15 protein-coding genes are annotated in these 19,391 nt (G+C 67.2%); 11 read left to right on the forward strand and 4 right to left on the reverse strand.

Going from position 1 to position 19,391, the window contains the following annotated elements:
• Positions 1-441: 441 nt before the first annotated feature.
• The 4 genes from AC1DT6_RS14045 to AC1DT6_RS14060 all read left to right on the forward strand — a co-directional run bounded on the left by AC1DT6_RS14045 (position 442) and on the right by AC1DT6_RS14060 (position 6,733).
• Positions 442-1,752 carry a dicarboxylate/amino acid:cation symporter gene (locus AC1DT6_RS14045; protein ID WP_441626472.1) on the forward strand — a complete coding sequence of 437 codons (1,311 nt, stop codon included), beginning with the start codon at positions 442-444 and terminating at the stop codon, positions 1,750-1,752.
• 241 nt (positions 1,753-1,993) lie between these two features.
• Positions 1,994-3,934: a sensor histidine kinase gene (locus tag AC1DT6_RS14050; RefSeq protein ID WP_477114741.1), complete on the forward strand. Its 1,941-nt coding sequence runs from the start codon at positions 1,994-1,996 to the stop codon at positions 3,932-3,934.
• Complete coding sequence (locus AC1DT6_RS14055) at positions 3,924-5,252, forward strand: sigma-54-dependent transcriptional regulator (RefSeq protein ID WP_045239222.1); 1,329 nt, start codon at positions 3,924-3,926, stop codon at positions 5,250-5,252. Before AC1DT6_RS14050 ends, AC1DT6_RS14055 begins: the two co-directional genes overlap by 11 nt.
• Before the next feature lie 878 nt (positions 5,253-6,130).
• Complete coding sequence (locus tag AC1DT6_RS14060) at positions 6,131-6,733, forward strand: helix-turn-helix domain-containing protein (protein ID WP_045239223.1); 603 nt, start codon at positions 6,131-6,133, stop codon at positions 6,731-6,733.
• 167 nt (positions 6,734-6,900) lie between these two features.
• Here the strand turns inward: AC1DT6_RS14060 and AC1DT6_RS14065 are convergent, their stop codons facing one another.
• Positions 6,901-7,977, reverse strand: coding sequence for an ornithine cyclodeaminase (locus AC1DT6_RS14065; RefSeq protein ID WP_441626477.1), 1,077 nt, complete (start codon positions 7,975-7,977; stop codon positions 6,901-6,903).
• Positions 7,978-8,040: 63 nt separating this feature from the next.
• Complete coding sequence (locus AC1DT6_RS14070) at positions 8,041-8,949, reverse strand: dimethylarginine dimethylaminohydrolase family protein (RefSeq protein WP_441626479.1); 909 nt, start codon at positions 8,947-8,949, stop codon at positions 8,041-8,043.
• Between the two features lie 182 nt (positions 8,950-9,131).
• On the opposite strand from AC1DT6_RS14070, the gene AC1DT6_RS14075 reads away from it, so the two are divergent.
• Positions 9,132-9,554: an Lrp/AsnC family transcriptional regulator gene (locus AC1DT6_RS14075; RefSeq protein ID WP_174426231.1), complete on the forward strand. Its 423-nt coding sequence runs from the start codon at positions 9,132-9,134 to the stop codon at positions 9,552-9,554.
• A 28-nt stretch (positions 9,555-9,582) separates the two neighbouring features.
• Here AC1DT6_RS14075 and AC1DT6_RS14080 read toward each other — a convergent pair whose 3' ends face one another.
• Positions 9,583-11,319, reverse strand: a complete 1,737-nt coding sequence (locus tag AC1DT6_RS14080; protein ID WP_477102662.1) for a chloride channel protein — start codon at positions 11,317-11,319, stop codon at positions 9,583-9,585.
• Positions 11,320-11,531: 212 nt separating this feature from the next.
• On the opposite strand from AC1DT6_RS14080, the gene AC1DT6_RS14085 reads away from it, so the two are divergent.
• From AC1DT6_RS14085 to AC1DT6_RS14110, 6 genes are all read left to right on the forward strand, one after another.
• Positions 11,532-12,680: an HPP family protein gene (locus AC1DT6_RS14085; RefSeq protein WP_447429270.1), complete on the forward strand. Its 1,149-nt coding sequence runs from the start codon at positions 11,532-11,534 to the stop codon at positions 12,678-12,680.
• 427 nt (positions 12,681-13,107) lie between these two features.
• Complete coding sequence (locus tag AC1DT6_RS14090; protein ID WP_441626485.1) at positions 13,108-14,232, forward strand: AI-2E family transporter; 1,125 nt, start codon at positions 13,108-13,110, stop codon at positions 14,230-14,232.
• The gene (locus tag AC1DT6_RS14095; protein ID WP_477102663.1) at positions 14,229-14,891 is read left to right on the forward strand and encodes a paraquat-inducible protein A; all 663 of its coding nucleotides are present in this window, start codon (positions 14,229-14,231) and stop codon (positions 14,889-14,891) included. Before AC1DT6_RS14090 ends, AC1DT6_RS14095 begins: the two co-directional genes overlap by 4 nt.
• Positions 14,888-15,634, forward strand: coding sequence for a paraquat-inducible protein A (locus AC1DT6_RS14100; RefSeq protein ID WP_477102664.1), 747 nt, complete (start codon positions 14,888-14,890; stop codon positions 15,632-15,634). Before AC1DT6_RS14095 ends, AC1DT6_RS14100 begins: the two co-directional genes overlap by 4 nt.
• The gene (locus AC1DT6_RS14105) at positions 15,621-17,246 is read left to right on the forward strand and encodes a PqiB family protein (protein WP_477102665.1); all 1,626 of its coding nucleotides are present in this window, start codon (positions 15,621-15,623) and stop codon (positions 17,244-17,246) included. The genes AC1DT6_RS14100 and AC1DT6_RS14105 overlap by 14 nt, the downstream gene beginning before the upstream one ends.
• Before the next feature lie 2 nt (positions 17,247-17,248).
• On the forward strand, positions 17,249-17,878 hold the full coding sequence (locus AC1DT6_RS14110) for a PqiC family protein (protein WP_441626493.1): 630 nt from the start codon (positions 17,249-17,251) through the stop codon (positions 17,876-17,878).
• Between the two features lie 48 nt (positions 17,879-17,926).
• On the opposite strand, the gene AC1DT6_RS14115 is transcribed toward AC1DT6_RS14110, so the two are convergent.
• A complete protein-coding gene (locus tag AC1DT6_RS14115; protein WP_441626495.1) occupies positions 17,927-18,466 on the reverse strand; it encodes a nucleoside 2-deoxyribosyltransferase in 540 nt (179 codons plus the stop codon).
• Positions 18,467-19,391: the final 925 nt, after the last annotated feature.

Consider the following 19,391-nt stretch of genomic DNA (forward strand, 5'->3'; position numbering starts at 1 on the left):
AGCACGCACGGAAAACCGAACCGCGCGCCGGGATCACATTAATTTCCCCTTGTTTTTCAGTGGCTTAGCCGGTGCCGGCGGCGCCGCTGGCCTGGCACGCCTCGTGCAATGTATGCGCCCGCCCCAAGTGGCGATACAGGTTGACGGTCGGCTCCCCCGCGCCGCCCCGAGCCAAAAACAATGGAGGAAACATTGTCAGACCCCGCCTTGCCAATCTTGCCCGCCCTCGCGGCGGGCACCGGGCACGCACTGCCCCGCTGATCGGCTGGCCCCCGGATGCCAGGCTCGCCTGGATTCCCGGACGCCCCGATTCGCTGATTTTCCCGGCTGAGGCCGTATGGCGCCCCCCCCAAGGACCGCGGCGCCATGCCAGAAGGCTGCCAGCCACCCCCCGCAAAATAGCCGTCCGGCCACTGGCTGGACGCATCGGCCTGAATTCTGATGAAACTGAACCGACTGCCCACCCTGATTTTCATTGCGATGCTGCTCGGCGTGCTGGCCGGCACGGCGGCCCACAACCTGGCTCCTGACCCTGCCGCGGCCAAATCCATCGCCAACAACCTGTCCATCCTCACCGATGTATTCCTGCGCATGATCAAGATGATCATCGGGCCGCTGGTGTTCGCCACCCTGGTCAGCGGCATCGCCAGCATGGGCGACGGCAGGGCTGTCGGACGCATCGGCATGAAGGCGATGGCATGGTTTATCGCCGCCTCCATCACCTCGCTGCTGCTGGGCCTGTTGATGGCCAATGTGCTGCGGCCGGGCGACGGGATGAACCTGGCGCTGCCGGCGGCCGATGCCGCCTCCAACCTGAAGACCGGGGCGCTCAACCTGCGCGATTTCATCTCGCACATGTTCCCCAAGAGCTTCGTCGAGGCCATGGCCACCAATGAGATCCTGCAGATCGTGGTGTTCTCGCTGTTCTTCGGCTTTGCGCTCGGCACGCTCAAGGACGGCGTGGGCAAACCCGTGCTGGCCGGCATCGAGGGCCTCTCGCACGTGATGCTGAAGATCACCAACTACGTGATGGCCTTCGCCCCGGTCGGCGTATTCGGCGCGGTCGCGGCGGTGATCACCGCCGAAGGCCTGGGCGTGCTGGTCGTGTACGCCAAGCTGCTGGGCGCGGTCTACCTGTCGCTGGCGCTCCTGTGGGTGGCGCTGATCGCCGGGGGCTACTACTTCCTGGGCCGCGATGTGTTCCGCCTGCTCAAGATGGTGCGCGCGCCCCTGATGATCGGTTTCGCCACCGCCAGCAGCGAATCGGCCTACCCGAAGGTGATCGAGCAACTGGGCCGCTTTGGCGTCAAGGAGCGCATCACCGGCTTCGTGCTGCCGCTGGGCTACTCGTTCAACCTGGACGGCTCGATCATGTACACCTCCTTCGCCGCGCTGTTCGTGGCGCAGGTGTACGGCATCCACCTGTCGCTCTCGCAACAGATCACCATGCTGCTGGTGCTGCTGGTCACCAGCAAGGGCATCGCCGGCGTGCCGCGCGCCTCGCTGGTGGTGGTCGCCGCCGTGCTGCCGATGTTCGGCCTGCCTGAAGCGGGCATCCTGCTGGTGCTGGGCATCGACCATGTGCTGGACATGGGCCGCACCGTTACCAATGTGCTTGGCAATGCCATTGCCACAACCGTCGTCGCCAAAAGCGAAGGCGCCATCGGCGCGCCGGTGCCCGAAGAAGCGGATGAACCCGCTGCCGACGGCAACCGCGGCCTGACACCCGTTCAGGTCCTGGCCGGCAAGTAACACTGCCAGCGCGCCAAGGCCCGGCCACCGATCAGGTGGCCGGGCCTTTTTGCTTTCAGGCGCCCGGATTGCGCGGTGTGGTAAAAGACGGGGTTGCCGCGGGCGCCGCCACTGCACTTTTGCACGCGTGCGCTTTTTCCCGCGCCTCGTCTTAACCCGTCGGGTTCATTGCCCGCGATTCATCGCCCGCTTATCCGCGCCCGAGATTCTTCGCCTTCGCTTTGCGCATTGCGCCCGCCCCATGACCGGCCCACTCCCCTCGCACGCACCACCGCAAGGTGCCCAGCAAGCCACCCCGCCCCGCGCCGGCCGCCTGCGTCAGTGGATACCGCTGTTGGCGATGCTGGCCCTGGCGGCGCTGGTCGGGCTGGCCGGCTCGCTGGGCTACCGCTACAGCTACGGCAACGCGCTGGCTCGCCAGAGCGAACGCGGCCAGGTGCAGTTGCGCCTGTACGGCCAGGCCCTGACGAGCGAGCTGGCACGCTACGACTACGTGCCCAGCCTGCTCTCGCTGGACGACAAGATCGACGCCCTGCTGGCCCGCCCCGGCCACGCGGCGCGGGTCGATGCCGCCAACCATTACCTGGCCGCCATCAATGCCCGCGCCGGCACCCGCGCGGTGTTCGTGCTCGATGCGCGCGGCCGCGTGCTCGCCACCAGCAACTGGCAGCGTCCCGACAGCTACCTCGGCGAAGACCTGAGCTTCCGGCCCTACTTCCGCGACGCTGTCGATGGCCAGCTCGGCCGTTTCTACGGGGTCGGCACCACCCGCAGCGAGTCCGGCTACTACCTGTCCGCGCCACTGGGCGACCGTAGCCGCCCGATCGGGGTGGCGGTGGTCAAGGTCGGCCTGGAGCCSCTSGAGAACCGCTGGCARGGCRMCGAYACCCAGATGCTGCTGACCGACGAGAACGGCGTGGTGATCCTGGCTTCCGACCCCTCCCTGAAACTAACCACGATCAAACCGCTCGCGCCCGAACTGCGCGAGCGGCTGCTGCGCAACCTGCAATACAACCGCGCCACGCTGCCCCCGCTGGAGCTGACGCCGGTGCGCAAGCTGTCCGACAGCGACGCCCTGGTGCGCCTGCGGCGCGGCCCGCCCATGCTCTCGCAGGAGGCCGAACTGGTCGGCACCGACTGGCACCTGACGCTGCTATCGAATACCTCCCAGGCGCGCGTTGCCGCGCTCAACACGGCCGCGCTGGCGGGCGTGCTGACTGCCTTCGTACTGCTGCTGGGCGCGGCGTGGAATGTGCGCCGGCGCATCGCCGGCGAGCGGCTGGCCGCACGCGCCGCGCTGGAGGCCGCCAACGGCGAACTCGAACGCAAGGTGGCGGAACGCACGGCCGACCTGTCCGCCGCCAACCAGCAGTTGCAGGCGGAAGTCGGCGAGCGCATCCGCGCCGAGGCAACCCTGCGCCAGGCCCAGGACGGGCTGCTGCAGGCCGGCAAGCTGGCCGCCGTGGGGCAGATGTCGACCGGCATCGCCCACGAACTCAACCAGCCGCTGGCGGCCCTGCGCACACTGTCGGGCAATACCCAGAAATTCCTGGAGCGCGGCGACACCGCCACCGCGCAGGCCAACCTCGGCACCATCATCGGCCTGGTGGAACGCATGGGGCGCATCACCGGCGCGCTCAAGTCGTTCGCGCGCAAGCCCGGCAACGGCGGGCGCGCGGCGCAGCTGGACGACGCCGTCGACAACGCCCTGTTCCTGCTCGATACGCGCCTGCAGGCAGTGCATCCCGAGTTGGTCCGGCAGATCGAGCCGGGCCTGGTGGTGGCGTGCGACCCCAACCGGCTGGAGCAGGTGCTGGTCAACCTGATCGGCAATGCGGTCGATGCGCTTGCCGGCAACGCCGGTCCGCGCCTGGAACTGCGCAGCCACCTGGCCGGCGGCAAGCTGCGCCTGACCATTCGCGACAACGGCCCCGGGCTGTCCGAGGAAGCCTTCGCACGCCTGTTCGAGCCGTTCTTCACCACCAAGCCGGCAGGACAGGGACTGGGCCTGGGCCTGACGCTGTCGGCCGGCATCCTGGACGAGTTTGGCGGCAGCCTCGACGCCAGCAATCACCCCGACGGCGGCRCCTGCTTCACGCTGGTGCTGCCGCTGGCCAGGCCGCAAACGCCGCAGACGCCGCAGACGCCGCATACGAACAAGGAGAGTAGCCATGGCGGCTAGCCCGACGGGCCTGACCGTACTGATCGTCGAGGACGATCCCGATGTGCGCCTGGGCTGCGAGCAGGCCCTGCGCCTTGAGGGCATCCCCACGCGCGCCGTGGCCAGCGCCGAAGCCGCGCTGCGCGAAGTCGGCGACGGTTTTCCCGGCGTGGTGATCAGCGATATCCGCCTGCCCGGCATCGACGGCATGGCGCTGCTCAACGCGCTCCGGGCGCGCGACGACGAGTTGCCGGTGGTCATGGTGACGGGCCACGGCGATGTGAACCTGGCCGTGCAGGCGATGAAGGCGGGCGCCTACCATTTTCTCGAGAAACCGTTCTCGCCGGAGCGGCTGGTCGAAGTCGCGCAGCGTGCCCTGGAAAAGCGCCGGCTGGTGCTGGAAGTTGCCGAACTGCGCCGCAAGCTGGCCGGGCGCGATACGCTGGATGCGCGCCTGATCGGGCATTCGCCATCCATCGAACGCCTGCGCAAGCTGATCGCCGACCTGGCCGATACCGCCGCCAACGTGCTGATCCACGGCGAAACCGGCACCGGCAAGGAACTGGTGGCGCGTTGCCTGCACGAAGCCAGCTCGCGCCGCGCGCGCCACTTCGTCGCCATCAATTGCGGCGGGCTGCCCGAGCAGTTGTTCGAGAGCGAGATCTTCGGCCACGAAGCCGGGTCGTTTACGGGCGCGGCGCGGCGCCGCATCGGCAAGATCGAACACGCCGAAGGCGGCACGCTCTTCCTCGACGAGATCGAGAGCATGCCGATGCAGATGCAGATCAAGCTGCTGCGCGTGCTGCAGGAGCGCGTGGTGGAGCGGCTCGGGTCCAACACGCCGGTGCCGGTCAATACCCGCGTGGTGGCGGCCACCAAGGCGGACCTGAAGGCGCTGTCCCAGGCCGGGCAGTTTCGTGCCGACCTTTATTACCGCCTCAATGTGGTGACGCTGGAACTGCCGCCGCTGCGCGAGCGGCGCGAGGATGTGCCGCCGCTGTTCGAGCATTTCGTCGCACAGGCGGCGCTGCGGTTCGAGCGCGAGGCCCTGCCCGCCACTCCGACGGAGCTGGCCGCGCTGATGGCCTATCCGTGGCCGGGCAATGTGCGGGAACTGCGCAACCTGGCCGAGCGGCATGTGCTGGGGCTGGGATGCAACCCGAACCAGGGGACGGCGGAGCCTGCGGCGCTGCCGCTGGCGCAAGCGGTGGAGCAGTTCGAGCGGGCCATGATTGCCGAGGCCATGCGCCGGCACGAGGGGAATCTGAGCCGGGCCAGCGATGCGCTGGGGATTGCCAAGACCACCTTGTTCGATAAGGTGCGAAAGTACAAGCTCTGAAGGCTGGCCAGCCTCGGGGGCGACTGAACTGCACCTGCACCTGCACCTGCAATTGCATCTCCCCTGGCCTCTCTGCTCTTCGCCGCGCTCCCTCGGTGTTCCCGTCACTCCGCTATGTGATTTGCCGCACCGAAGCGGCGCGTGCGCCGCGCCAACATAGGCTCACCCCTTCCCGCGCGCCTTCTTGTCCTCGCGACGGCTGGCGCGGCCGGTGCGGGGCGACGCCTGGCTTGCTGCCGGGACAGGCGGCCGCGGTGCAGGCCCGTACCGCAGTCGCCTCCTTTTTGCACGCGGGCCCCGCCGCACCGGAGAAAACGTCCCCGGTGCGGCGGCGGCAAATCCCGGGCTGCGCGTAGTTGCCGGAGGAGTCATTTCTAGCATTCGTGTTGCATCTGGCGATCTCGCCTTTCCCGCCGCTTGCCAGGAAACGCCGCGCGCCGCTGGCGATCCTGTCTGCCAGGCGGCTGCGCCTCAGATGTCTGCAATGTTTGCGATGAATTCCGCGGCGCACGTGTCTGCCAAAACGCTTCGATATGCGTTTAAAGCCAGAAGTGGGAGCGTTCGAGGCGATTTCGAAATATTTGCCAAGCCGTCTGGCAGCTTATGTTCGTTAGCGCATATGATTGGACCCCGGCTCTTCCGTTGGGAGAAGATGGCACCTGTGACACAGATCACGCCATTGCAAGGTCGAGGAGCGCCTGCGCTCCCGCCGCCCGATTTACCGGGCCAAGCCAAGCTAGAGGCTGAATGGTGCCGGCAGACAACTGTCGTCGTTGCATGCGTTGTCTCATAGCCAGGGTCCAAACCGGCGCGGGAGGTTCGCGCCGTCGCTGCGTGTTTATCTTGCAGTGCGGTGTTATTAGTTAACGGGTGAACGGATGAAACTGGATTCAGAACTGGCTGAGAAGCCTTACTACAGCACGCGTACCGCCGCGAAGCTGCTCAATGTGTCATTGGGCACGGTGCAGAAGATGGTGGAACGCGGCGAACTCGGAGCCTGGAAGACCAACGGCGGCCACCGCCGCATACACAAGGAGACGGTGCATCGCCTGCTGGCCACGCGCGTGGGGCAGGAACTGCCATCGGTGCATGAACTCGACCTGGTGGTGTTCCACCCGAATCACCAGGAAGCGCAGCGCATCCACGCGCAACTCGGCAAATGGGGCCTGCCCCTCAAAAGCGTGGTGGTGGAGGACGTGGTGGATACCATCATTACTTCGGTCAGCCAGCATCCGCGCGTGGTGCTGTACTACGTGGAAGAACTCAGCGATGCCGAGTCGGCCACCATCGAGAAGCTGCAGAATTTCTTTGCCCGCCAGAATGTCATCTTTGCCGTGATCACCAACCGGCAAGCCTATGACGGCGTGGCCGACGCACTGCAGCAATGGGGCATCATGGTTTTCCTGAAGACGCCCTCGCTGGAAGAAGTCAAAGGCTTCCTGCGCGCCCAGCTGATGATGACCCGCGGCGCCGCAGGCTGATCCTCCCAGGCATCGCGCAGGCCGCTGCCCGGCGCAGTGGCCCGGCCATCATCCGGCCGCCCGGCTTGCCTGGCCCGCTACCCGCGGGCGTGGCCCCGCCCCATGCCGCACGCTTTTACGCCGCAGTTTCGTGACCGAACGACTGCGGCGTTTTTGCGTGTGCGCTCTCAGGCCAGCGCCACGAGCGGTTCCCGTTCGGGTTGCTGCGCCGCCGCATCCATCATCCAGCCGTAGAGATTACGAGGATCCGGCGGCATCGCCACCAGTTCGACATGGCCGCCCCGGTGATGTGCGTGCGCCGCGGCGTATAGCCAGCGCAGCGCAGCGTAGTCCTCCAGCGCAAACCCCACCGAGTCAAACACCGTCACCTGCCCCATCTCGGTGCGCCCCGGCGCGCGGCCCGACAGGATCTCCCATAGTTCCGTCACCGGCGTATCCGGCGGAAGCTGCTGGATCTCGCCTTCGATGCGGGTCTGCGGCGCGTACTCCACCACGATGCGCGCCTGGCGCAGGATGTCCGGGTGCAGTTCGGTCTTGCCCGGACAATCGCCGCCCACCGCGTTGATATGCGCGCCTGCCGGGACCAGGTCGGGGGTGAGGATGGTGGCGCGCGTCTTGTCGGCGGTCACCGTGCTGACGATATCCGCGCCCTGCACCGCCGCACGCACGGAGTCCACCGGCACTACCTTCAGCCCGTGCACGCCGGCCAGGTTGCGCGCCAGCCGCGCTGTCGCGGCAGGGTCGATGTCGTAGGCGCGAATCTCGCGGATACCCACCATGCCGTGGAAGGCCAGTGCCTGGAACTCCGCCTGCGCGCCATTGCCGATCAGCGCCAGCGTGGCGGCGCCCGGCCGCGCCATCGCCTGCGCTGCCAGCGCGGAGGTGGCGGCGGTGCGCAGCGCGGTCGCCAGGGTCATGTCGCACAACAGCAAGGGAAAGCCGCTCGCCACCTCGGCCAGCACGCCGAAGGCCATTACCGTTGGCATGGCGTTCTGCGCGTTGCGCGGATGGCCGTTGACGTACTTGAACGCATACTGCACGCCGTCGCTCACCGGCATCAGCTCGATCACGCCGTCGACCGAGTGCGAAGCCAGGCGCGCGGATTTATCGAATGCGTCCCAGCGCGCGAAGTCCTGGCGGATATGGTGCGCCATCTGCGCGATGGCGTTGGCAACGCCCGTCTCGCGCACCAGCGCCGCGACATCGGCGGCGTCCAGAAAGCGGGTCATGGCGATCTCCTTCATGGTGTTCTCCCTGTGTGGTTCGGTCCTGTTCCGTTCTTCTTGCCGGGCACCAGGCCTCATGCCTCATGCGGCGACCGCGGCCTGCGCGGCGCCGTCGGCCACACCGCCCGCCTGGACCGCCGTACTGGTGCGATCGAGTCGCAGCGTCATGCAGTAGGCGCCGCCGCCGGAGAGCATGTACGGCGACAGGTCCACCTCGCGCAACTGATAGCCGCGCTGCCCCAGTTCGGCGCGCAGGTGCGGTGTGGTGCGCGTCATCACCACCTGGTCGTGCAGGTTGACCGCATTGACGCTGAAATGGCGCAGGTCGTCCTCGCTCGCCTCGATGCGCAGGCTGGCCGGCACGCGCTCGCGCAGCGTGCGCAGCGCATCCTGGGTAAAGGCAGGCGGATAGTAGAGAATCTCCCCGCCGGACAGCGGGCAGAAACACACGTCGAGGTGATAGCTTTGCTCGGTGGCCAGTTCCAGCGCCACCACTTCGCGCCCGAACTCGCTGGCCATCACATCGGCCGCAGCGCGCGACGAGCGCGGGCCGAAGCCGGCCCAGAAGTGGCCACGCACCGCATCCCAGATACAGTCGCCGGCGCCTTCCTGGTAGCAGCCCTCGGGCAGCAGGCTGATGGAGTCGATCAGGCCGCGCTCGCGCAGCCCTTCGAAGATGCGGGCAAAGGGCGCTTCCTCGCCGGCGCGTTGCGGATAGCGAAAGCGCGCCAGCACGGCGCGGCCATCCAGCACCACGGCCGCATTGGCGGGAAACACCATGTCGGGCAGGCCGGGCGCGCCGGGCGCGGTCTCCACCGCGAAGCCAGCCGCCTGCAGGGCCGCGTGCAAGGACGCGAAGGAGCGCACCGCGTCGCGGTGCATGCCACGCGGGTCGCGCGCCCAGAGGCCGGGGTCCATCCACGGGTTGATGCTGTAGGACACATCGTAGTAGGTGGGCTCGACAAGCAGGATGGTGGGCTGGTTGGTCACGCTGGCTCCTTTGGGATGGTTGGTTGCGGGGTCAGTGAATGACTGCATTCTGGTGCAGTGCGGCGCTAACTAAAAGCCAGCAAATTGTGCAATTTGCTTGCCGCGCTTCTCAAATCGCCAGCTAAAATTAGCGAATTGCCAACCCCGAAGCGTGCCTCGTCAAAGCGACGCACAGGAACCCCATGGACGACACCGACCGACAGTTGCTCGCCCTGCTGCGCGACAACGCCCGCATGCCGGCTACCGCGCTCGCCAAGGCGCTGCGCGTCTCGCGCGCCACCGTGCAGAACCGCATCGACAAACTGGAAAAGGAAGGGCTGATTGTTGGCTATACGGTGCGGCTGAAGCCGGAAGCCGAGGCGCACCGCATCCGCGCCTGGATGACCATCGCCGTGGAAGGCAACAAAGCCCGCGCGGTGCTGCAGGCGCTGCGCGGCGAACCGAACGTGCAGGCCATGCACACCACCAACGGGCGCTGGGACATCATTGCCGAGCTGCGCGCGGATTCGCTGGAAGCGTTCGACCGTACGCTGGACCGCATCCGCCTGATTGACGGCATCGCCGCGACGGAGACCAGCATCCTGCTGTCCAGTTACAAGTTGTGAAGGTGCGCCTTCAGCGTCTTCAGCGCCGTCATGCCGCGGCACCGCGCAGGCGCTCGCGCCGGGTCTCCTCATGCAGCACCTGGCCGCTGGGGCGCAGCAGGTCGCGCAGCGAGACCACGCCGACCAGCCGCATGGACTCCGGGTCCGCCACCACAGGCAGGCGGCTGACGCCGAGTTCAGCCATGCGCCCGGCCGCAATGCGCGCGGTCTGCGCCGGCAGCAGCACCTGGTGCGGCTGCAGCGGCGCCATCAGCGTGCGCCCTGTCTGCATGGATGCCTCGCGCCCGCGCAGGGCATTGCGCTCCAGCATGCCGACCACACGCCCCCCGCACACCACGGGATAGCCGCGATGCGGCGCGTGCTCGCCGAAATGCTGCCGCCACAGCGCGCCGACCGGCTGCTCGCCATCCACGCTCAGCACGGCAGTGGTCATCAGGTCGGCAACGTGCTGGCGCTCCAGCGGATCGACGCCGTACTCGCGGTAGATATGCAGGCCGCGGCGCGCGATCTTTTCCGTCATGATCGAGCGCTTCATGGTCAGCACCGTGAATCCGTGCGCCACGGCCGTGGTCAGCAACAGCGGCAGCAAGGCATTGCTGTCATGGGTCAGGCCAAAGGCAAAGACGATGGCGGTCAGCGGCGCGCCAAGCACGCTGCCCAGCACGCCCGCCATGCACACCAGCGCCCATAGTTCGGGCGAGCCGCCGGGCAGCAGCGGCGCCAGCGCCACACCGAGGCCCGCGCCCAGCATCAGCAGCGGTGCCAGCACGCCGCCGGAGGTGCCCGAGCCCAGCGCGGCGACCCAGATGATCGCCTTGACCGTCAGCAACGCCACCACCACGCCGATCGCCATCCTGTTATGCAGCAGGTCGGCAATCACGTCATAGCCCACACCCAGCGCGCGCGGCTCGAAAAAGCCACCGATGCCTACCGCCAGCCCGCCGATCGCCGGCCACCACATCCAGTGCAGCCTGAGCTTCGAGAACTGGTCCTCGGTGCGGTACAGCGCCAGCGTCAGCAAGGCGCCCAGCACGCCGCAAAGCAGACCCGCGATCACGCATGAGCCCAGCGCCGTCGTTGTGGCCGGCTGGGTATGCAGGGCGAACAAGGGGCCGGGTTCGAACACCCACGGGCGCAGGAAGCCCGCCACCGCGCACGCCAGTGCGACCGGCAGCAGGCTGCGCGGGCGCAGTTCGAACAGCAACAACTCCACCGCCAGCAGCACCGCCGCCACCGGCGTGCCGAAGATCGCCGTCATCCCTGCGCACGCACCCGCCACCAGCAGCGTCTTGCGCTCGGCCGCCGTGAGATGGAAATACTGCGCCAGCAGCGAAGCGATCGAGCCGCCGGTCATGATGATCGGCCCTTCCGCGCCGAACGGCCCGCCGCTGCCGATCACGATACCCGAGGACAGCGGCTTGAGCACGGCCACCCGCGGCGACATCTTGCTCTTGCCGAACAGCACCGCCTCGATGGCCTCCGGAATGCCATGGCCGCGGATCTTGTCGCTGCCGTAGCGTGCCATCAGCCCGACCAGCAAACCGCCGATCACCGGCACCGCGATCACCCACGGCCCCAGCGCATGCTGCGCCGGCGAGCGGTCCGCCAGCGACAGCGTCTGGTAGAAAAACAGATTGGTGAAGAACCGGATCAGGTTCAGCAGGAGCACCGCCGCCGCCGTGCTGAGGGCGCCGATGACGGGTGCCAGCGCAGCTAGCAAGAGCAGACGGCGRCTGACCGAATAATCGCGTTTTTCAAAGTGCATGGTGAGGCTCGTGCAAAGGGCGGGGGTGCAGCGCGGATCGGCTGTGGACCGTTTTCCGCCGGAAACGAAATATATCACGTCATGATATATTTGCGCGCTGGATGACGGGATGTGATCGCAAGACGGGAAGGCTGCACTTTGGCCTCCTTTTCCTGCTTTGCCCTTCTCCGCTTTCCGCCTTTCCGCCCCCACCAACATCAGGCCCAGAACCGATGCCCCCATCCCAGGCCCATTCCCCAGCCGGCTTCCAGCCGGAGCGCGCACGCGCGTGGCTGCGCGCGTTTGTTCCCACGCCGATCGCCGCAGGCAAGCGCGAGCGCGTCAAAAGCTGTCTTGGCGCCCTGCTTGGCCTGTTGATGACGGAATGGATCAGCCATCACCTGCTTGGCGGCTTCAACCCCTGGTTCGTCGCACCGATGGGCGCCTCCGCCGTGCTCCTGTTCGCGGTGCCGGCGAGCCCGCTGGCGCAGCCGTGGTCCATCATCGGCGGCAACCTGGTGGCGGCGCTGATCGGCGTAGCCTGCGCCCGCTGGATTCCCGGACAGGGGCTGGCCGCCGCCGTGGCGGTAGCACTGGCCATCGCCGTCATGTTCCAGCTGCATTGCGTGCACCCGCCCAGCGGCGCGGTGGCGATCACCGCGGTGTTTGGCGGCCCCGCGGTGACGCAGCTTGGCTTTGGCTTCGTGGTGGTGCCGGTGGCGGTCAACTCGATGCTGTTGCTGCTGGTGGCGCTGCTGTTCAACAACCTGCTGCGGCGGCGCTATCCGCACCGGCCGGCCGAGCACGCCAACCCGCACCGCACCGCCGATCCGCTGCCGAGCGAGCGCGTGGGTTTCAACCGGAGCGACCTTGACGAAGTACTGAAGGCACGCGGCGAATTCCTCGACATCGAGGAAGACGATCTGGAGGAAATCCTGGTGGCCGCGCAATTGCGGGCCTATCGGCGGCGCTTTGGCGACGTGCGTTGCGCGGATATCATGTCGCGCGACATGGTGACCGTGCTGCCGGGACAGAGTGGGAGCGAAGCGCGGGCCTTGCTGCTCAGGCACGGCATCCAGGCATTGCCGGTGGTGGATGGGCAGCGACGCTTGCTTGGGATGCTCGGCCTGGCGGATCTGCTGGCCGCGCGCGCCGGGGCAGCGGGCCAGTTGCGCGCCGGCACCGCCGACGACCTGATGCACACCGGCATGGCTACGGCCCGGCCCGAGCAGCCCATGGTGGAGTTGGCGCGAGCGTTTTCGGATGGCGGGCTGCATCAGATGCCGGTGGTGGATGCGCAGCAGCGACTGTTGGGCATCGTCACGCAATCGGACCTGATCGCTGCGTTGCTGGAGCGTGGACCGGAGCAGGTAGCGGGGTAAGCTGGCACGCGGCAGCGTGGCCGACGGGCTGGAGGGCTGGAGGGCTGGAGGGCTATCTGCGCTTCGGCGTCGTCGATGCCGTGATATTCGGCTCCCCTTCCCCCCTGCACCATGCAGCTATTCCAGACCCGTAACCCGGCGGTGGAATGGAACGGTGCTGAGCCTGGTCGGCGCGGACTTGGGCGTGCGCGCACTGCCGCGGCCACGGCCTGCCAGCGCCGGACCGCTTTCTGGCCCCGCTGGAAGATGTGTCCGCGGCATGGCATCGTGCGGCGTTCGGCGAGGGCCCGCGGCCACGGTAGCGGCCGCTTGTGTGCCGCAACGCAACATTTTCCCGCCTTGCCTGGCTGCCCGCCTCCGGCACCCCGTGCGTTTTCCTATATATTGTCGGCGTTCACGTCACACGGCAGTCCAGGAGATGCACCCGATGAATTCCGGCCAACTGATTGAAAAACTCGCTGCGATTTTCGCGCTGATCGTCCTGATCGGTGGCTCGCTGCTGGTGCTCGCGCCCTTCACCACCGCGCTGCTGTGGAGCTCCATCCTGGCCTTCAGCTCGTGGTACCCCTATACCGTGCTGGCGCGCTGGCTGGGCAACCGGCGCAGCCTGGCCGCCGTGATCTGCGTGCTGCTGGCCGCCGTGATCGTGCTGGGCCCCTTTGTCTATGCCGGCGCCAGCATCTCCGCGCATATCGACGAGCTGTCCGGCCTGGCCGACCGCGTCATGGATCATGGCCTGCCGCCGTTGCCGGAATGGATCACCGGCCTGCCTTACGTGGGCAGCTACCTGCAAAACTCCTGGGACAAGCTGATCCACGCCGACTCGGAAATGGTGGCCAACCTGCGCAAGCTGATCGCGCCCGTGGGCCATGTAATACTCGGCGCGGGGCTGTCGATCGGCGCCGGGCTGGGCCAGCTGGCGCTGTCCATCGTGCTGGCGTTCTTCTTCTATACCGGCGGCGAATTCGCGGTGGCCTGGCTACGCGCCGGCATGCGCCGCATTGCGGGCGAGCGCGCCGACTACCTGCTGGCGCTGGCCGGCAACACGGTCAAGGGCGTGGTCTACGGCGTGCTGGGCACGGCCTTCGTGCAGGCCGTGCTGGCCGGCATCGGTTTCTGGATCGCCGGCGTGCCCGGCGCCGCCATCCTCGGCTTCGTCACCTTCTTCCTGTCCGTGATCCCGGTCGGGCCGCCGCTGGTATGGATTCCCGCCGCACTGTGGCTGTATCACACCGGCTCGCTGGGTTGGGCCATTTTCATGGTGGTGTGGGGCGTGGGCGTGGTCAGCATGGCCGACAACGTCATCAAGCCCCTGCTGATCAGCAAGGGCACCAACATGCCATTGATCTGGGTGATGCTGGGCGTGTTCGGCGGTGCGCTGGCGTTTGGCTTCCTCGGTGTATTTATCGGCCCGACCCTGCTGGCGGTGGCCTACGCGCTGCTGCGCGACTGGACCATCGGCTCGGAGAACCTGCTCAACCCGCCGCCCGCGCTGGCCCAGGGCAAGCCCCTCACTACCGCCGAAGACGTGGCGGGTTCCGGCAAGGCATGAGCGACGCCTGCCGTTCCGACCCGCACCACGCAGAGCCCGCCCCGCCGGCCGACCTCAGCCGGCTGGTGGCCTGCGAATATTGCGACGCGGTCTACCAGCGCGCAGAACTGGACCCGGGCGAGCGCGCGCTGTGCCTGCGCTGCGGCGGCCAGCTCTACCGCGAAAGCTTGCGCGCCTATACCCGGCTGCTGCCGCTGGTGATGACCGCGCTGATCCTGTTCCTGGTGTCCAACGCCTATCCCATCGTCGAGATGGATCTCAAGGGCGTGCGCACCCAAACCACGCTGTGGGGCGCGGTGCAGGCGCTCTACGCGGACCATATGACGCTGGTGGCGGTCCTGGTGTTCGCCACCACCATCCTGTTTCCCCTGTCCGAGATGCTGATGATGCTTTACCTGCTGGTACCGATGGCGCGGCGCCGCATGCCGCCCGGCTTCGAGCGCATCGTGCGCGGTATCCGGCAAACCCGGCCGTGGGGCATGATCGAAGTCTTCATGATCGGCGTGCTGGTGACGCTGGTGAAGCTCTCGACCATGGCCCAGGTGCTGCCTGGTGTCGCGCTGTGGTCGTTCGCCGCGCTGGTCATCGTGCTGGCCGCGATGCTGTCGTTCGACCCGCGCGAGCTCTGGCAATACCTGGACGAGGAGCCGCCCAGATGAGCGTCCCGCCGAACGACAAGAGCGTCGGCCTCAGGGACTCCCGCCTGGCCCGCTCGCGCCGGCTCGCGGCCAACGTGGTGGCGGAACTGACCGACGACGACGAAAGCAAGCCGCTGGCGCAGGTGCCCACGGCCACCGCGATGGGCCTGCTGTCGTGCCACGCCTGCGATGCGCTCAGCCCGCGCACGCTGGAGGGCGAGCCCTGCCCGCGCTGCGGCGCCACCCTGCATCACCGCAAGCCGCAAAGCCTGACCCGCACCTGGGCCTTCCTGCTGGCAGCCTACATCCTGTATATCCCCGCCAACCTGCTGCCGGTGATGGTGACGCAGTCCATCCTCGGCACGCAGCGGGACACCATCCTGTCCGGCGTGATCTACCTGTGGCTGTCCGGCTCCAACCTGCTGGCCATCGTGGTCCTGATCGCCAGCATCGTGGTGCCGCTGCTGAAGATGATGATCCTCACCATGCTGCTGCTCTCGGTGCACTTCCGCTCGACCTGGCGGATCCGCCAGCAGACCAGGCTGTACGGACTGGTGGAAGTGATCGGCCGCTGGTCGATGCTCGATATTTTCGTGGTGGCGCTGCTGGCTTCGCTGGTGCGTGCCGGGGCGCTCGCCACCATCATCCCCGGAGCCGGCGCCGTCGCCTTCGGCTCCGTGGTGGTGCTCACCATGATGGCCTCGCTAAGTTTCGACCCCCGCCTGCTGTGGGATTCGCTGGATACAAAAGATGCCCGACCTTGATCAGTCCTCCCCCTCCTCCCCACCGCCCACGCCCGAGCGGCGGCGCCGCGCGCGCTGGCTGCCCTCGCTGGTATGGCTGATTCCGATCGTGGCGGCGGTGGTTGGCCTGTCGCTGCTGATCCGCACGCTCTCCGAGCGCGGCCCCGAAATCACGGTCACATTCCGCACCGCCGAGGGCCTGGTCCCGGGCAAGACGGCCGTGCGCTACAAGGACGTGGACATCGGCCTGGTGAAGTCGGTCCGGCTGGCGTCGGACCGCTCGCACGTGATCGCCAAGATCGACCTGACCCAGGATGCGGAGAGCTTCTCCACCAAGGACACGCGCTTCTGGGTGGTACGCCCGCGCTTTGCCACCAGCGGCATCTCCGGGCTGGAGACGCTGCTGTCCGGTGCCTATATCGGCGTTGACGCCGGCAAGTCGGAAGAGCGCGTGCGCGTGTTCACGGGCCTGGAAGTACCGCCCGCGGTCACTACCGATGCCTCCGGCAAGCAGTTCGTGCTGCGCGCCGCCGACCTCGGCTCGCTCGATATCGGCTCGCCGGTCTACTACCGCCGCGTGCAGGTGGGCCAGGTGGTGGCCTACCAGCTTGAACCCAACGGACGCGATCTCTCGCTGCGCGTGTTCGTCAACAAGCCTTACGACAAGCTGGTCACCGCCGACTCCCGCTTCTGGCATGCCAGCGGCGTGGACATCAAGCTCGATGCCGGCGGCCTCAAGATCAATACGCAATCGATGGTCACGGTGATGCTGGGGGGGGTTGCCTTCCAGGCGCCGGACGATTCCAAGGCGACCGACGCCGCCAACGAGAACACCCAGTTCCTGCTGGCCAGCGACCAGACCGAGGCCATGAAGGAGCCCGAGGAACTCGTGCCCTCGCTCGCCGTGCTCAACTTCGATCAGTCGGTGCGCGGTTTGTCGCCCGGCGCGCCGGTGGACTTCCGCGGGGTGGTGGTGGGCCAGGTGCGCTCGATCGGCATCGAATACCAGAGTGCGAAGAAGGCATTCCGCCTGCCGGTGGTGGTGGAACTGTATCCCGCGCGCATGGGCTTCCGGCCGCAGGACATCGAGGACATCAACCGGGCCCGCAACATCGTCCAGACCCTGATCAAGCGCGGCATGCGCGCGCAGTTGCGCACCGGCAACCTGCTGACGGGCCAGCTCTACGTGGCGCTCGACTTCTTCCCCAAGGCGCCGCCGGCCAGCGTCAACCTGGATGGCGCGCTGCCTGAACTGGCCACCACGCCAGGTGCCTTCGACGAATTGCAAGCCAAGCTTGGCGACATCGTCAACAAGATCGACAAGGTGCCGTTCGAACAGATCGGCCAGGACCTGCGCACGTCGATGGCGACGCTCAACGCCATGATGACCAGCGCCGACAAGCTGGTGGCGCAGCTCAATGGCGATGTGGCGCCGCAGGTGCTGGCGGCGCTGCAGGACGCGCGCAAGACGCTGAGCGCCGCCAACGGCACGCTCGCCTCCGATGCGCCGCTGCAGCAAGACACGCGCCGCATGATGCAGGAGCTGACACGCACCGCGGTGTCGCTGCGCACACTGACCGAATACCTCGAACGCCATCCCGAAGCGCTGGTGCGCGGCAAGCCGGAGAAATAATCATGACCCGCTCGAACCTGATGCTGCCCCTGTTGCCGCCGCTCGCCCTGGCCGCCGCGCTGCTGACCGGCTGCGCCTCGCCCGATCCGCGCTACTACACGCTGGCCCAGGGCCCCGACGCCACCGTGCCCGCCGCCGGACAGGCCGCCACGCCGGCGCGTGCGGCCCAGGCACAACCGGTGTGGATCGAAGTCGCGCCGGTGCGCGTGCCCGAGCGCCTGAACCGCCCGCAACTGGTCGTGCGTGACGGCAAGGACGGCGGCGAACTGAAGCTGCTGGACCTGTCGCGCTGGTCCGCGCCCCTGCCCGACGAACTGCGCGACGCACTGTCGCAGCAACTGCAAGCCAGGCTGGGCGCGGTCGATACCTACCAGCAAGGCTTGTCGGAAGTGGAACCCGTGTACCGCATCACCACCGAAGTGGTCCGCCTGGACGCCGAAGTCGGCCAGCGCGCCGGCGCCGTCATCAACTGGACCGTGCGGCGCCTGCCAGACGGCAAGGTCAACGCCGGCCGCACGCAGGCCGAGCTGCCCGCGCCGGGCGCGGTCGACGGCGTCGTGGCGGCATATCGCCAGATCGTGGCAAACACGGCGACGGACATCGCCGCCGGCGTGGAATCGCTGCGCCGCTGAACGGCCGCGAGGCGATGCGGCGGGACGCCAGTCCCGCCCTTGCCGACCTCAGTCCTCGGCCGGCGCGCCGTTCCCCCGGCAACTGCGCCGCCGCTCCGCTTCCGCCATTGCCGCCAGGCAAGCCTCGGCATCGCCTGCCACCAGCTTCACCGAACAGGCCAGCATCAGGTTCTTGCCCAGGCCGAAATCCTCCACCACGAAACCGCGCGCATCGAGCCGCTCGCCCTTGTCGCCTGTCGCCACCGCGGCGCGGTCGAGCAAGGTACCGGGATCGCTGCTGTAGCCCCAGACCGGCTTTTGCAGCGCGATGGCAAATCCCGCTTCAAACGCCGTGCCGGAATCCGGCTCACCCGGCCCGCGGAAATCGTCGAGGTTAGCCATCACCATGTCGGCGCGGCGGATCAGGTTGATGTTGGCTTCGTAGATCCAGCGGGCAGTGTCGGGGCCGGACAAGCCGGCCGGAGCGGATTTGTCGAGGGGATACAAACCTTGGAAGCCGTGCCGCGCGCAAAGCGCCTTCAGCGTCTCGCCATAGGCGATGGCGTCCTTGCGAAACACGTCGAAACCGGCGAGGTAAATGGTTTTCATTTTCAGGCGGAGATTGGTGGCTGGCGGCGCATAGCTTATCCGTTCGAGGTTAAGGTTTGAGGTTAAGTCGAAGATTCGGGATCAATGTGAACGGCTTGAGCAACGATTAGGCGTAGCTGTGTGGAACTGACATCGCCCTGGTGGGGGGGGCGCTGTTTTTTTTGTGCGGCGATGGTTATTGCACCCAACAGCCATACGACATCCGCCTGCTGGGGTGGGCGTTGTTTCTTTGAGCGGTGGTGGTATGTTGCACTCAAAGGAATACGACATCCCCCTGCGGGGGACGCCGGTCACTCTTCTTTGCTTCGGCAAAGAAGACTAACGAGAAGAAAGCCGACCCTGCCGGGGGCAGAGCAATAAGGCTTTCGGATATCGGTGGTTTCGTCGTACGGCCCAAAGTGCCGGCGGGCTTCTGCCGGTACCGGCTTGAGCGGCCACGGATCTGCCAGCCTCCGGGATTCGTGGTGGGGCCCCCGGTAGCAGACATCACAGACTTCGAGCCGTCTGTCGCTCGCGAAGTGGGCGGCCACGAAGTTGCAGGCGGTCCGGTTCCGTCGTGGGCGCGGTGGCACCGGGTGATATGCCCGAGGCCTTCACCACCGCGCCCGCCCCACCACGAAACCATGGGCATGTGATGTGTCGTGGTGGTCCGTGCCGGTAGCGGCAGATGTGGGAATGGTCACTGCGCACGAGGTCGGGGGCATCACCACGAAACCCATGGGTCGTGCCATTGCGATGCCCTGCAAGCTGGCAACGGCAGATGCCAGCAGAACTGTGGCCGTACGACGAAACCAGCGTCCCTCGCACTCGCGATTGCTCTGCTCCCGGCAGGGTCGGCTTTCTTCTCGTTAGTCTTCTTTGCCGAGGCAAAGAAGAGTGACCGGCGTCCCCCGCAGGGGGATGTCGTACGCACTTGGGTGCAACA

The sequence above is a fragment of the Cupriavidus sp. 01L45 genome (assembly GCF_056399885.1).

What these genes read in the sequence shown, in the direction of transcription:
- AC1DT6_RS14045 (WP_441626472.1), top strand. Translation starts at nt 442, where the DNA reads ATGAAACTGAACCGACTGCCCACCCTGATTTTCATTGCGATGCTGCTC.
- AC1DT6_RS14055 (WP_045239222.1), top strand. Translation starts at nt 3,924, where the DNA reads ATGGCGGCTAGCCCGACGGGCCTGACCGTACTGATCGTCGAGGACGAT.
- AC1DT6_RS14060 (WP_045239223.1), top strand. Translation starts at nt 6,131, where the DNA reads ATGAAACTGGATTCAGAACTGGCTGAGAAGCCTTACTACAGCACGCGT.
- AC1DT6_RS14065 (WP_441626477.1), bottom strand. Translation starts at nt 7,977, where the DNA reads ATGAAGGAGATCGCCATGACCCGCTTTCTGGACGCCGCCGATGTCGCG.
- AC1DT6_RS14075 (WP_174426231.1), top strand. Translation starts at nt 9,132, where the DNA reads ATGGACGACACCGACCGACAGTTGCTCGCCCTGCTGCGCGACAACGCC.
- AC1DT6_RS14085 (WP_447429270.1), top strand. Translation starts at nt 11,532, where the DNA reads ATGCCCCCATCCCAGGCCCATTCCCCAGCCGGCTTCCAGCCGGAGCGC.
- AC1DT6_RS14090 (WP_441626485.1), top strand. Translation starts at nt 13,108, where the DNA reads ATGAATTCCGGCCAACTGATTGAAAAACTCGCTGCGATTTTCGCGCTG.
- AC1DT6_RS14095 (WP_477102663.1), top strand. Translation starts at nt 14,229, where the DNA reads ATGAGCGACGCCTGCCGTTCCGACCCGCACCACGCAGAGCCCGCCCCG.
- AC1DT6_RS14100 (WP_477102664.1), top strand. Translation starts at nt 14,888, where the DNA reads ATGAGCGTCCCGCCGAACGACAAGAGCGTCGGCCTCAGGGACTCCCGC.
- AC1DT6_RS14105 (WP_477102665.1), top strand. Translation starts at nt 15,621, where the DNA reads ATGCCCGACCTTGATCAGTCCTCCCCCTCCTCCCCACCGCCCACGCCC.
- AC1DT6_RS14110 (WP_441626493.1), top strand. Translation starts at nt 17,249, where the DNA reads ATGACCCGCTCGAACCTGATGCTGCCCCTGTTGCCGCCGCTCGCCCTG.
- AC1DT6_RS14115 (WP_441626495.1), bottom strand. Translation starts at nt 18,466, where the DNA reads ATGAAAACCATTTACCTCGCCGGTTTCGACGTGTTTCGCAAGGACGCC.